13 protein-coding genes are annotated in these 13,257 nt (G+C 72.9%); 4 read left to right on the top strand and 9 right to left on the bottom strand.

Going from position 1 to position 13,257, the window contains the following annotated elements:
- Positions 1–46: 46 nt before the first annotated feature.
- The 8 genes from CYQ11_RS02240 to CYQ11_RS02210 all read right to left on the bottom strand — a co-directional run bounded on the left by CYQ11_RS02240 (position 47) and on the right by CYQ11_RS02210 (position 7,938).
- Positions 47–649, bottom strand: a complete 603-nt coding sequence (locus CYQ11_RS02240) for a carbonic anhydrase (protein WP_099198079.1) — start codon at positions 647–649, stop codon at positions 47–49.
- Positions 650–1,281: 632 nt separating this feature from the next.
- A complete protein-coding gene (locus CYQ11_RS02235) occupies positions 1,282–2,529 on the bottom strand; it encodes an MFS transporter (RefSeq protein WP_240003227.1) in 1,248 nt (415 codons plus the stop codon).
- A 183-nt stretch (positions 2,530–2,712) separates the two neighbouring features.
- A complete protein-coding gene (locus CYQ11_RS02230; protein ID WP_099198078.1) occupies positions 2,713–3,228 on the bottom strand; it encodes a glycine-rich domain-containing protein in 516 nt (171 codons plus the stop codon).
- A 22-nt stretch (positions 3,229–3,250) separates the two neighbouring features.
- Complete coding sequence (locus CYQ11_RS02225; RefSeq protein WP_099198077.1) at positions 3,251–4,486, bottom strand: phenylacetate--CoA ligase family protein; 1,236 nt, start codon at positions 4,484–4,486, stop codon at positions 3,251–3,253.
- A 129-nt stretch (positions 4,487–4,615) separates the two neighbouring features.
- Positions 4,616–4,768, bottom strand: a complete 153-nt coding sequence (locus CYQ11_RS29350) for a hypothetical protein (protein ID WP_181143547.1) — start codon at positions 4,766–4,768, stop codon at positions 4,616–4,618.
- 489 nt (positions 4,769–5,257) lie between these two features.
- Complete coding sequence (locus CYQ11_RS02220) at positions 5,258–6,277, bottom strand: NAD(P)/FAD-dependent oxidoreductase (protein ID WP_099198076.1); 1,020 nt, start codon at positions 6,275–6,277, stop codon at positions 5,258–5,260.
- Entirely contained in the window at positions 6,274–6,828 is a 555-nt protein-coding gene (locus CYQ11_RS02215) for an isoprenylcysteine carboxyl methyltransferase family protein (protein ID WP_099198075.1), read from the bottom strand. The genes CYQ11_RS02220 and CYQ11_RS02215 overlap by 4 nt, the downstream gene beginning before the upstream one ends.
- Before the next feature lie 12 nt (positions 6,829–6,840).
- Positions 6,841–7,938, bottom strand: coding sequence for a type III polyketide synthase (locus CYQ11_RS02210; protein ID WP_099198074.1), 1,098 nt, complete (start codon positions 7,936–7,938; stop codon positions 6,841–6,843).
- A 117-nt stretch (positions 7,939–8,055) separates the two neighbouring features.
- Between CYQ11_RS02210 and CYQ11_RS02205 the strand changes: the two genes are divergently transcribed.
- The 4 genes from CYQ11_RS02205 (at position 8,056) to CYQ11_RS02190 (ending at position 10,800) form a co-directional block, all read left to right on the top strand.
- Complete coding sequence (locus tag CYQ11_RS02205) at positions 8,056–8,925, top strand: UbiA family prenyltransferase (RefSeq protein WP_099198073.1); 870 nt, start codon at positions 8,056–8,058, stop codon at positions 8,923–8,925.
- A gap of 174 nt (positions 8,926–9,099) precedes the next feature.
- Positions 9,100–9,678, top strand: coding sequence for a hypothetical protein (locus CYQ11_RS02200; protein ID WP_099198072.1), 579 nt, complete (start codon positions 9,100–9,102; stop codon positions 9,676–9,678).
- A 43-nt stretch (positions 9,679–9,721) separates the two neighbouring features.
- Positions 9,722–10,204, top strand: a complete 483-nt coding sequence (locus tag CYQ11_RS02195) for a hypothetical protein (RefSeq protein ID WP_099198071.1) — start codon at positions 9,722–9,724, stop codon at positions 10,202–10,204.
- An 86-nt stretch (positions 10,205–10,290) separates the two neighbouring features.
- Positions 10,291–10,800, top strand: a complete 510-nt coding sequence (locus CYQ11_RS02190; RefSeq protein ID WP_099198070.1) for an O-acetyl-ADP-ribose deacetylase — start codon at positions 10,291–10,293, stop codon at positions 10,798–10,800.
- A gap of 222 nt (positions 10,801–11,022) precedes the next feature.
- Here the strand turns inward: CYQ11_RS02190 and CYQ11_RS02185 are convergent, their stop codons facing one another.
- Positions 11,023–13,026: an APC family permease gene (locus CYQ11_RS02185; RefSeq protein WP_181143822.1), complete on the bottom strand. Its 2,004-nt coding sequence runs from the start codon at positions 13,024–13,026 to the stop codon at positions 11,023–11,025.
- Positions 13,027–13,257: the final 231 nt, after the last annotated feature.

The raw sequence follows: 13,257 nt of genomic DNA, 5'->3' as shown, positions 1-13,257 counted from the left end.
GGAAGGGGAGAGGGTCGGGGCGGCCCGTGGGGCGGGCGTATGTGGTTCACAGCGGCCGGAACCACTCGTGTTCGGACGCGTCCGCCCGGTGCACCTTGACCGCGCCGGTGTGCACCTCGTAGTACCAGGCGTGCACCGACAGCGAACCTTCTTCGACCCGCTCGGCGATGAAGGGGTGGGCGAGGAGCCGCTCCAGCTGGGCGACGGCGTGGCGCTGCACCGCGTCGGCCAGGTCGGGGGAGTCGGCGGCCGCCGGCTCCGCCCGTGGCGCCGCGCGCTCCAGCCAGCCCCGCACGGCCGGCGCCCCGGAGAGGTCGTCGCCCCGCACCAGAGCGCTGACGGCACCGCAGTGGGAGTGCCCGCACACGATGACGTCGCGGACGCCCAGCACGCGCACCGCGTACTCGATGGTGGCCGTCTCCCCGGTGGGGTGGTCGCTGCTGTACTCGGGGACGATGTTGCCCGCCGTGCGCAGCTCGAACAGCTCACCCGGCTTGGCGCCCGTGATCAGTGACGGCACCACGCGGGAGTCGGAGCAGGTGATGAAGAGGACTTCCGGGGCCTGGCCTTCCGCGAAGGCGCGGAACGTGTCGGCCCGTTCGGCCACGTGCGTCGCGAAGGATCGGGCGTTGTCTACCAGGGACTTCATGGTGGCCTTTCTCCTGCGCCCCCGAAGATGCGGAGGGCGCGGTGTGTTCAAGGTCAGCATTGGATGTCGGGGTGGGGGCGGCGGGGCGGACGGCATGCCGGCCCGCCGCGTGCCACGTCGTCGTTGACGCGGGGCAGCGGTCCGGACCGGACGCCGGCCACGGCTACGACGGGGGGTGTGTCACCACGGCGTCGTGGTAAAGGAGGGAACGCGTACGGCCCGGAACCAACCGTCCCGGCCGGCGTCGTGAGCCGAGTGGCGACCGTCGTCGTTCCATCAGCACATACTCCCCCGAGTAACGCGGCCGGCGGCCATGCGTCGCCGCCGGCCACACGTCGTGCGTGCCACTGCGTTCGGAACGGACGGCGGCCGCGTCAACGGGACGGAGCCGCCGCTCCTTTGCACACACATTACCTTACAGGCTCTGGGTCAAGCGACGCTCAAATAATGTTCTCAGATGGCTAATTGGCGCGCCATGGACTGCGAACAACAGGGGCGCGCGCCTCAGCGGTCCGGCGTCGGAGTGCGCCCCCTTGAGTGCTCGTGATCGCTTCTGTGCTGACCTGTTCGCGACGGAGGTGAACTCGCCACGATTCGCAGCACATTCCGTATGCAAAGCTTTCGGCGCGTCGTCATGCGCGTCGTCCGCCCATGGCGTCCTCCGCCGGTACGGCACGCGGCCGGGCGGCGGCCAGCGCGAGCGGGGGCACCAGCAGGAGGGCCAGGACGCCCCCGCCGGCGGCCAGGACGGCATAGCTCCCCGAGGCGACGACCACGCCCGACGCCATCCCGCCGGTGGAGCCGGCGATGGCGACGCCCACGTCCACCATGCCCTGGGTCGAGGCCCGGGTCTCCGGCGGCGCCGCCTCGGTGACGATCGTGGTGCCGCTGACCAGGCCGAAGTTCCAGCCCAGGCCCAGCAGGACGAGCGCCGCCGCCAGAGCGGCCACGGAGTGCGGGGGCGCCAGCGCGGCCAGGGCGCCGGCCGCGAGGAGGGTGAGGCCGGACGCGACGGCGATCCGCGGCGGCCCGAAGCGGTCGACCAGCCGGCCCGTGAGCGGGGACGGGAGGAACATCGCCCCCACATGGAGGGCGATGACGAGCCCCGCGGCCTGGGTGCCGTGCCCGTGCGCGGTCATGTGGACGGGCGTCATCGTCATGATCGCGATCATGACGAGCTGCGTGAGCACCATCACCGCCGTGCCCGCGACGAGCGCCCGGGAGGGCGCACGCCCCGCACGGGTCTCCCCGCCGGGGCCGGGGGGAGGCGGCGCCGGACGGCCGGGCCCCCCGGCTGCCGCCATGGTGCGTGCCAGCAGCAAGGGATCGGGCCGCAGGAGAGTGCCCAGGGCCACCGCCGCGGCCCCGAAGGCGACCGTGGCCAGCAGGAACGGCCCCGCGAGCCGGGGCACCCCCCAGGCGTGCGCGAGGTCGCCGGTGACGTCCACCAGGTTGGGGCCCACGACCGCGCCCAGCGTGGTGGCGAACAGCACGCTGCTCACCGCGCGCCCACGGCGTGCGGGCGACGCCAGGTCCGCACCGGCGTACCGGGCGAGCAGATTGGTGGCGGTCCCGGCTCCGTAGACGACCAGGGAGACGAAGACCAGCGGCACACTGCCGGCGGCCGCCGCCACCACGACCCCGAGGCTGCCGACGGCACCGGTGGCGTACCCCAGGGCCAGGCCGGGCCGCCGGCCCCGGCGCTGGCAGAGCCGGCCGATGGCCACGGCGCCGAGTGAGGACCCGGCGGTGAACAGCGCGGTGGGGACGCCCGCGAGGCCGGTCGAGCCGAGCATCTCCTCGGCCAGCAGCGCGCCCACGGTGATGCCCGCGGCGAGCCCCAGGCCGCTGAGGATCTGGGCGATCGCCAGGACGCGCAAGGTCCGCGCCTGCTCCGGGGGTTCGCAAGGTGGCGCGGCCGGTTCGCCGTCGCCCCCGGCCGTGGCGCTGTCCTTGCCGGCGTTCCCCGAGCGTTTCAAGGCGTCTCCATGGGTGTCCACGCGGGCCCGCGCGGGATCACGGGGACCGTCGGTCGTCGGGCCGGGCGGTGCGGCGCGCCGCACCTACGCCGCGGACTCCAGCGGTTCGAGTGCCGAGATCTCCTCCAGCGACATGTCCATCCGCTGGTGCAGGAAGCGCACGATGGTCCAGTGCGGCAGGGCGCCCTCGTCGAAGGGACCGAACTCCCGGCAGTACAGGGGGATCCACCGCAGGGCCTCCTCCAGCGCCTGCTCACGGCCCGGTTCCTGCTGGTAGGCCTCGTAGGCGATGCTGCGGTGGTGAATGAGGAAACGTCCCGGCAGACGCTCCTCGCACAGGGCGGCGTACTCGCGGGTCTGGAGGATGAGGTAGTGCCAGATCTCGTCGATCTCCTGCTCGACGGGAAGGAAGAGGCCGCTGAGCCGCTCCCGGTGGCGCGAGACGAGGTAGAGGTACCGCAGGCACTCGGTCACCTGGCGCTCGACGAAGTCGGGCGCCGCACCGGTCTTCTCCAGGAAGTGCGCCACCACTTCGGCGTGGAGCGCGTCGCCGAGGAGGGCCTTGAGGTCGTCGGTCGACACGTACGGCTGTGGGGTCATGGTTCCTTGTCCGTGGTCTTGGTCAGCGGTCCTGTACGAGCCAGGCGTACTTGCCGGACTTGCCGACAGGGATGTGCTCACGGTGCTCGATCCGGCTGCGCAGGCCGGTCAGTCCGCGCAGCTCCCGCTCCAGCACGGCACAGGCACGCGGATCGAGGGGCTCGCCGTCGAACGTCGTGTGGTGGAGGACCGCCTCGCCCGCGGTGACGTGCAGCTGGTGGAGGAAGACCCGGGGTGAGGCGTCGGCGATGCGGTCGTCCAGGTCGGCCTGGGCCACCGGGCCGTGCGGCGTGGCGAGCAACTCCTTCTCGCGCCCGCAGAACCGGGAGATCTTCTCCGGGTCGGGGCTCCCGTCCAGGGTGCGGGCGCAGTCTCCCGAGCGGTAGCGGATCAGGGGCATGTACGGGTTCCGCACGCTCGACACGATCAGGCTGTGGATCCGGCTGCCCGGTGCGACCGGGACCAGCTCGACGCTCATCTCGTCGAGGTAGGGCCGGTAGTGCCCGTGACGGTCGCTGTAGTACAGGTAGCCGAGTTCGGTGCTGCCGAAGAGGTCGACGACCGGGCAGGTGAAGTGCTCGCGCAGGTGGCGCCGGACGTTCAGCGGGGTGTACTCGTAGGCGTGGATGATGCTCGCCGGCTGGGGAAAGTCCTCCCACAGGCCCCAGGCTCGGGCCTTCTGCACCAGGTGCGCCAGGTGGTAGCCGGAGCAGTCGAGGTGGTACCAGCCCCGCGGGTGTGCCTGCTGGGCCGTGCGGATCTCGGCGAGCATGCGGACGACGTCGTCGCGCTCCCACAGCGCCGGGTCGAGCCGCAGGTTGAGGTAGAGGGTGCGCGCGTCGAGTCGCCTGTCGTCGAGCGGCGGCACCGCTTCCGGTTCGCCGCCGCGCTTCTTGGCGTTGACGCGGGCCACGTGCTCGGTCGCCAACACGGTTGTGAGGGAGACGCGTTGGCATCCCGCTTCCCAGGTGGCGGAGATGTCGGGGTGCTCGCTCCAGAGCTTGTAGTACGAGTTCAGCAGGAAGTACGGGGGGCGGATGATCTGCATGCGGGCGTGGTTGGTGCCCGTCGAGAGCACGAACTCCGCCTCGCCCGCCGCCAGGGCCGCGGCGAGCCGGGGCGTCATCCAGTTGTCCGGGAAGCCGTCCGCTATCTCGGGCTTCTCCAGGATGGGGAAGTGGCCGCGCTCGACCGACGTGCGGTAGATCGGAATGTCCTTGACCTGGTCGACGACGTCGGCAGTCGGCTGACCGTCCATTGCCACCCTCTGTGCGCTAGGAGGAAGGGGGCCCGGCAGGGCCCGGGGCCGCGCGGCTGAAGAGCCCGGAGGGGGCCGGAACCCGCGGGGCGCGCGCCCCGGCCCCCGGGGGCCTCAGCTCACGAGGCTTCAGGAGATACAGCCGGCCTTGGGCGCCGTGCTGATGCAACCGGCCTTGGGGGCGGCGCTGATGCACCCGTCCTTGGCGGCCTGCGCGGAGTTGGCGGCCACCCAGCCCTGCCAGACCTGGTCCTGGGCCATCTTCTTGATCAGCTTTTCCATTGCGAACCTCCATAAGGCGGTGACGTATGGGTGGTGATCACGCGCTGCAGTCGCGTTGTCAGACAGTAAAGGCATGGCCAAGGAAGTGTCAATGGGAGGCAATATAGCCGTGCGGTGAACGGGAGGTGACGGCTTGTCGGGTGGGACGCGGAGGGCTCATGGAGGGTTCAGTGGGGGTGGTGTGATGTGCGTCCCTCCAGTGCCGGCCTCGCGTATCCGTCCGAAGTGCCTGCGCTGGAGTAAGAGTTGACTGAGGCGACTTTTTCTTGTTTATCCCGCAACCACATCGGCGGTGTGCGGCGAGGGGGTCGAGTGGATATATGAACCCCGAACAATTAACCGCCGCTTTACCCGGCTGCTGACCCCGGGTGGAATCCAGGCGATTCCGGGCGTGAAGGAGTCAATTCCCGCTCACTCCCGGCGAGCAGGCGGCCGGACGGTGGTGGCGGCACGGCACGGCAGCTCTCAGCCCACCGGGGCGGCTGTGACTCATTGGAGCGCATGGACCGCCGCGGAGAACAGCCGGGGCAGACGGCAGGCCGCAGGAACGATCAACCCCGCCGCACGCGGATGCTCACAAGCGCGCACCAGACACTCCGTCAACACCCGGTGCCGTCGCGTCAGCCGGTACCACGCCGCCTCGTACGCGTCCGGACGCCCGGCGGTCAGGCAGTGCACCGCCGCCCCGGCCGTCGCCAGTGCCAGCGCGATGCCCTCGCCCGTCAGCGCGTCCACGTAGCCGGCCGCGTCACCGACCAGCAGCACCCGCCCGGCCACCTTGCGCCGTGTCCGCCGGCGCAGCGGACCGGCACCGCGCACCGCGCCGGCCGGGACCCCGGACAGCAGGTGGGCCAGCGCGGGGAAGGCCGCCATCCGTTCCTCGTACCCACCGCCGCGACCGTGGCCGAGCAGGGCCACGCCCACCAACTCCTCGCCCACGGGCGTCACATACGCCTCTCCCCGCCGGGACCAGTGGACCTCGACGAAGTCCGTCCAGGGACGGATGCGGTAGTGCCGGCGCAAGCCGTACCGGACCGGCCGCGCACCCCCGGCCACATCCAGGCCCAGCGACCGGCACACGGGGGAGTGGAGCCCGTCGGCGGCGACCAGCCAGCGCGCGGTGCGGCCGCCCACCGTCACCCCGTCGGCGTGCTGCCGGACCTCGCCGGCCCTCTCCGGCACGATCCGCACCCCCAGCTCCCGCGCGCGCCGGTGCAGCGCCGCGTGGAGCTCGGTCCGGCGCACCCCGAGCCCGGCCTGGTGGCGGAACGACGCCTCGACCCGGCGGGCGCCCTCCACATAGCGGATGCCGCGCAGCTCACGCCCGGACACCTCGACGCCGAGCCCGGCCAACGCCGTCACACCGCCCGGCATGATGCCCTCGCCGCAGGCCTTGTCGACCGGTGCGCCGCGCGGTTCGACGACCACCGTCTCCATTCCGGCGCGAGCCGCGTGGATCGCGGCCGCCAGACCCGCCGGCCCGCCCCCGGCCACCAGGAGGTCGATCACGGCCGCACCTCCGCCGGCGGAGCGGCGGCGCCCGCCCGGACACCGGCCGTCGTGCGCAACGCCGCGTCCTCGCAACGGATCCGCACGGTCAGCAGCAGCGCGTTGAGCGCGGTGAAGACCACGGCCGTGAGCCACGCGCCGTGCACCAGCGGCAGCGCCACGCCCTCCACCACGACGGCGACGTAGTTGGGGTGGCGGCAGAGGCGGTACGGTCCGGTGGTGGTGAGCGGCAGGCCCGGCACGACGATCACCCGCGTGTTCCACCGCCGTCCCAGGGTGTGGACGCACCACCAGCGCAGGGCCTGCGCCGCGGCGACGGCGGCCAGCATCGTCCATCCCAGCGGCGGGACGAACGCCCGCCGCCCCAAGGCGACTTCGAGCAGGCACCCGGCCAGCAGACCGGTGTGCAGGGCGACCATCACCGGGTAGTGGCCGGCGCCGTACTCCACCCCGCCGCGGGCCGTGCTCCAGCGCGCGTTGCGCAGGGCGACGGCCACTTCCGCGCAGCGCTCGGCCGCCACCGCGAGGACGAGGATCACGTACCAGGTCATGGGCCCTCCGCCCTACCAGCGCAGCAGCACGAGTTCGGAGCAGAAGCCCGGCCCCATCGCCAGGAGCAGGCCCGGCGTGCCGGGCGGAGGCGGCCGCTCCGCCAGGGTGTCGCGCAGGACGTGCAGCACGGAGGCGGACGAGAGGTTGCCCACCTCCGCCAGCGAGCGCCAGGTGACGTCGAGCGCGCCGTCGGGCAGGTCCAGGACGTCGGCCACGGTGTCCAGGACCCTGGGCCCGCCGGGATGGCAGACCCAGGCCGTGACGTCCTGGGGCTTGAGCCCGTGCTCGTGGAGGAACCCGTGCACGTCGTCCGCGAGGTGGCGGCGGACCACGTCGGGCACGCTCCGGTCGAGGACCACCTGGAAGCCCGAGTCCCCGACGTCCCAGCCCATGGTCCGCTCGGTGCCCGGGTAGAGGTGGCTGCGCGTCGCCACGACCCACGGACCCGACGCGGCGGGCGTGGCCGGCGTGGCCGGCGCGGGGTCCGCGGGGCCGCGCCACCGGGCGCCGCAGGCGACGACGGCCGCCGCCCCGTCGCCGAACAGTCCCGTGGCGACGAGGTTGGCCGTGGACGCGTCGCCGCGCTGGAAGGTGAGCGTGCACAGCTCGACCGACACCAGGACGGCCACGTGCTCGGGCCAGCCGCGCAGATAGTCGTGGAGGCGCGCGATCCCCGCCGCGCCCGCGACGCAGCCGAGACCGAAGACCGGAAGTCGTTTGACGTCCGGCCGCAGTCCCAGCCGCCCGACGATCCGGGCGTCGATCGACGGCGTGGCGACGCCCGTGACCGAGGCGAACATCAGCATGTCGACGTCCTCGGGCCCGAGCCCCGCGCCCCGCAGCGCCCCGCGCAGCGCCCGCGCGCCCAGTTCGGTGGCGGCCTCGACGAAGACGTCGTTGGCCGCGCCGAAGCCGTTCAGCCGCGCGTACCGGTCCAGGGGCACCACCAGGTGACGCGCGCGGACGCCGACGCTGCGGTGCAGCCGGTCGAGAACGCCGCGGTCGGCGCCGGCGGGCAGACACAGACCGGCGATGACGTCCGTGATCTCCTGCTGGGCATGGCGATGGGGCGCCAGGGTGCCGTGCACGGCCGCGATGCGGGTCGTCATGCGTCTGCCACCTCAGAAGTTTGCCTTCTTCACGTGTGCCCCAGGAGAGCTCTTTGATACCGCCAATCGCCCGTCCGGCGGCCCGCGGAGCACGGTCCGCCTGCCTACGATCGTCCGGTGGAGAGCTGTGAACCGCGCCCGGACGGCAGCCTGGCCCCCCGCTGGACCGGCCCCGCCGCGGCCCTGCCCCAAGCGTGCCATCCCGGGCCCGTGGTCGCCGTCACCGCCCTGGCGACGGCGCTGGCCGTCGCCGCCGGACAGAGCGGCCAGCGGTGCGCGTGGGCGAGCGGCGCGGTGCTCGCCGGGCAGCTCTCGGTGGGCTGGTGCAACGACGCCTTCGACGCGCGCCGCGACACCGGCGCCGGGCGCCGCGGCAAACCCGTCGCCGCGGGCCGGGTGAGCGTGCCCGTGGTGTGGGGCGCCGCGATCACCGCGCTGCTGCTGTGCGTGCCCCTGTCGCTCGCCTACGGGCCGCTCGCCGGCGCCGTCCACCTGACGGGCGTCGCGGCGGGGTGGACGTACAACCTCCGGCTGAAGGCCACGACCTTCTCCTGGCTCCCCTACGCCGTGGGCTTCGCGAGCCTGCCCGCCTTCGTCGCCCTCGGCCTGCCCGGCCGGCCGTGGCCGGCCTGGTGGGCCCTCGTGGCCGGGGCTCTCCTGGGCGTCGGCGCGCACCTGGCCGACGCGCTCCCCGACATCCCCCGCGACCTGGAGGCCGGAGTGCGGGGCCTGCCCCAGCGGCTGGGCCCCCGCCTCACCCGGCTCACGCTGCCCCTCCCGCTCCTCGCGGCCACAGCGGTCCTGGCCCTCGGCCCCGGCGGCGCCCCCGACGCCGCCGGGCTGACGGCCCTGGCCCTCGCGGCGGCGACCGCGCTGACGGGAGCCGGCCTCGGCAGACGGCGGGAGGGGGCCCCCTTCGCGGCGGCGGTCCTCGTCGCGGCGGTGGACGTGGCGCTGTTGCTCGTACGGGGCTCCACCTTCGTGTGAGCGAGTGGTCCTCCTGGGGTGCCATGGCGCTTCCGCCGCACGGCGGAGGGGCACCGGCCCCCAGTGCGATGTCCGGGACCGTCCGGCGGCGGCATCGTGGTCACCGGCCCGGAGGACACCGGGCAGCGTCGACCCGGCCGGTGCCGCACCGCACCGCCCGTACAGGAGGAACCCATGCCTCGCGCCCGTCACGCCCTCGCCGCCGCCACGGCCCTGACCCTCTGCGCCTCCGCCGCGCTGACCCTGGGCGCGACCACGCCGGCCACGGCGGGACCGGCACACGTCGCCGGAAAGGCCGCCGACGAGCCCTCGCTCACCGGCTTCGGCAAGCTCAAGCGCGAGCCCGGCGACAACCCCTACTTCGCCGTCGACGCCCGTGGCTTCGGCGACAAGGCACACGGCGACTTCTACGTCAGCCACCACGTCGGCAAGGAATGGGGCGGCCACTTCAAAGGCCGCGTCGACTGCCTGCTGACCGGCGGCCCGGTCGCCGTCGTGACCGGAGTGGTGACGGAGTCGGAGTTCAAGGGCGCACCCGGCATGCCGGACGTGGGCGACCTCAAGGGCAAGCGGTTCGGCTTCACGGTCATGGACGACGGCAAGCACGACCGAGTGGGCTACAGCTGGGCCATGGACGGCATGCCCAAGAACAGCGTCGGCAAGTGCGTGAGCAGCGCCCCCTTCGAGACGCTGGAGAAGGGCGACTACAGCGTCCACCACTGGATGCCGCCGCGGCAGTCCGCGAAGCCCTGAGCCGCACTGGACGAACCCGGCCCTGGAGGAAGGACGGCGCCGCATGGGCGTGTACAACGTGCACGAGCGTCTGCTGGCCGCGCGGAAGAGCGAAGTGGGCGCGCTGATCGACACCCTGGCGGGCGACGGCGACGAACTGTGGCCCCACGGGGACTGGCCACCGATGAGGTTCGACCGCCCGCTGGCCGTGGGGGCGGCCGGCGGACACGGCCCGGTCCGCTACACCGTCACCGCCCACGTCCCGGCCACCTGGGTGCGCTTCACCTTCCGGGCACCGCGCGGCTTCCACGGATTCCACGAATACGCCGCCCTGGCCGTCGACGAGCAGCACACGCTGCTGCGCCACACGCTCGCCATGAACGCGCGAGGCCCGGCCCGCCTCACCTGGCCGCTGCTCTGGGGCCCCCTCCACGACGCGTGCCTGGAGGACAGCCTCGACCGCGCCGAACTGGCCGTCACGGGCACGGTGGCGCGCCCGGCCCGCCGGAGCCCGTACGTCCGTCTGCTGCGCGCCCTCGCGCGCTGACCCACCGGACCGCGCGCTCGCGTTCACGCCGCATCGCAGGGGAGTGCGGCGCGGACGCGAGCGCGCACGTGTACGAGAATGGGCGGATGACCACCCTTTCGATCGTCCGCGGCGACATCACCGAGCAGCAGGCCGACGCCATCGTGAACGCGGCCAACTCCTCCCTCCTCGGGGGCGGCGGGGTGGACGGCGCCATCCACCGTGCGGGCGGCTCGGAAATCCTCGAAGCCTGCCGCGCCCTGCGGGCCTCGCACTACGGGAAGGGCCTGCGCACGGGAGCGGCGGTGGCCACGCCGGCGGGCAGACTCCAGGCGGACTGGGTGATCCACACCGTGGGTCCGGTGTACGGCGCGGACGAGGACCGTTCGGAACTGCTGGCGTCCTGCTACCGGGAGTCCCTGCGGGTCGCGGACGAGCTGGGCGCGAAGACGGTGGCCTTCCCGGCCATCTCGACGGGCGTCTACCGCTGGCCGATGGAGGACGCGGCGCGCATCGCGATCGAGACGGTACGGCAGACGCCGACCTCGGTGGAGGAGGTCCGCTTCGTCCTCTTCGACGAGAGGGCCTACGAGGCGTTCGCCGCGCGGGCGAGCTGACTCAAGCCGCTGCTGCCGCCGTTGTGCTCTCGGGTGCACGCGCTGCGTCGACACCACCGTCGCTCAGGACCGCGGCCGTTGCGCGACCGGCCGCTGTCGAGCTGGACGATGAGGGCGACAGCGGCGAGGACGCGGTCGCGCTGATGCCGCTGCTCACCGTCGTCCGGCACGCCGTGCGCCGTGGGTCACGGGCAGGAGACGGCGGCCGGGGCGTGCGGCTCTCTAGCGACCTGCGCCGTTGCCGGAAGGCGGGCGGTGATGGTGCAGGTGGGCGGGTGCGGGTTCGCCGCGGCGGATGGCGCCGGGGGCGCGGCGGGCGGGGTGGTCGGCGCGGGAGGAGGAGGTGAGCTGCCAGGGGACGCTGGTGACCATGACACCGGGGGTGAACAGCAGCCGGCTCTTGAGCCACAGCGCGGACTGGTTGTGCAGCAGGTGCTCCCACCAGTGGCCGACCACGTACTCGGGGATGAAGACGCTCACCACGTCCCGCGGGCCGGCGCGCCGGATGGAGCGCACGTACTCGACCACGGGGCGCGTGATCTCGCGGTACGGCGAGGCGACCACGCGGAGCGGCACGTCCACGTCGAGCTCCTCCCACTGCCGCTCAAGTGCCTTGGTCTCGTCCCGGTCCACGGCGACGGTCAGCGCTTCCAGGAGGTCGGGCCGGAGGGCGCGGGCGTAGGCGAGGGCGCGCAGGGTGGGTTTGTGGATGGTGGAGACCAGGAGGACGGCCACCACGCGCGAGGGGCGGACGAGTTCGGCGCGCGGGTCGGTGACGGCCAGTTCGGCGGAGACGGAGTCGTAGTGCCGGCGGATGCCGCGCATCGTCGTCCACAGCACGACCGCGGCCACGACGGCCAGCCACGCGCCCTCAAGGAACTTGGTGGCCAGCACGATCACCAGGACGAGCCCGGTGACGACGGCGCCGGTGGCGTTGATGACCCGGGCGGTCAGCCCTCGCCGCCGCACTGCCGGGTCGCTCTCGCCGCGCAGTGCGCGGTTCCAGTGCCGGACCATGCCGGTCTGGGAGAGGGTGAAGGAGGTGAAGACGCCGAGGATGTAGAGGTGGATGAGGCTGGTGACGTCCGCCTTGTAGAACCACAGCAGCAGGCCTGCGGCCAGGGCCAGGGCGATGATGCCGTTGGAGAAGGCCAGCCGGTCGCCGCGGTTGTGCAGCTGCCGGGGCAGGTAGCGGTGCTGGGCGAGGATCGAGGCCAGCAGGGGGAAGCCGTTGAAGGCGGTGTTCGCCGCCAGGACCAGCACCAGGGCGGTGGCCGCCTGCACGAAGTAGAAGCCGAAGCTGTGCTCCCCGCCGAAGACCGCGGACGCGAGCTGGGCGATGACGGTCCGCTGCGTGTACGCGGCGCAGTCGCCCGGCAGGCCGGTGAGCCGGCAGGAATCCCCGGCGATGTGCACCTTGGCGACCAGCGCGAGAGTCGTCACTCCGACGAACATGGTCACCGCGATGACGCCCATGACGCTCATCGTGGCAGCGGCGTTCTTCGACTTGGGCTTGCGGAAGGCCGGCACGCCGTTGGAGATCGCCTCCACGCCCGTCAGGGCCGTGCAGCCGCTGGAGAAGGCGCGCAGACCGAGCATGACCAGGGCGAGGCCCGCCAGGTCCGCGTCCGCGGGGTCGGCCGCGATGCCCAACCCGGCGCTCTCCGAGACGGGCGGGTGGCCGAGCAGATACCGCAGCAGCCCGGTGGCGACCATGATCAGCACGCCGGCGATGAAGAGGTACGTCGGGGCGGCGAAGGCCTGGCCGGACTCGCGCACCCCGCGCAGGTTCGCACCGGTGAGGAGCACGACGAAGCCGATCGCCATCACCACCCGGTAACCGGACAGCTCCGGTACCGCCGAGATGATGTTGTCCACGCCCGAGGCGACGGACACCGCCACCGTCATCACGTAGTCGACCAGCAAGGAGGCCGCGACCACCAGGCCGGCCGACGCGCCCAGGTTCGTCGAGGCGACCTCGTACGAGCCACCGCCACTCGGATAGGCGTGCACCACTTGGCGGTACGAGAGGACGACCACGGTCATCAGCGCCACGACCGCGGCCGCGATCCACGGCGTGAAATGCAGGTACGCCATTCCGCCCAGGGTCAGGACGAGCAGGATCTCCTGCGTGGCGTACGCGACCGAGGACAGCGGGTCGGAGGCGAAGATCGGCAGGGCCAGCCGCTTGGGCAGCAGCGTCTCGTTCAGCTCCTCGCTGCGCATCGCCCGCCCGAGCGCCAGCCGCTTGAGAAACCCCGTCACATCGATCACGGCACGAGCGTAAATTGCCCATACCGGATGTCCGGTGCAACGCGTTCCGCGGTGCGGCGTCTGTGGCGGCGTGTCAGAAGCGCGTCAGGGAAGCGGCGCGCAGCTTGTGCCGGGCAACCCGGATGCCTTGGATGGTGAGCGTGAACAGCCACCTGCGCCACGACGACCGGCCGCCTCATACGG

The organism is Streptomyces cinnamoneus, assembly GCF_002939475.1.
Lineage (GTDB): Bacteria > Actinomycetota > Actinomycetes > Streptomycetales > Streptomycetaceae > Streptomyces > Streptomyces cinnamoneus_A.
The sequence above is the reverse complement of the archived record's forward strand: the minus strand, read 5'-3'. Positions and strand labels throughout refer to the sequence as shown.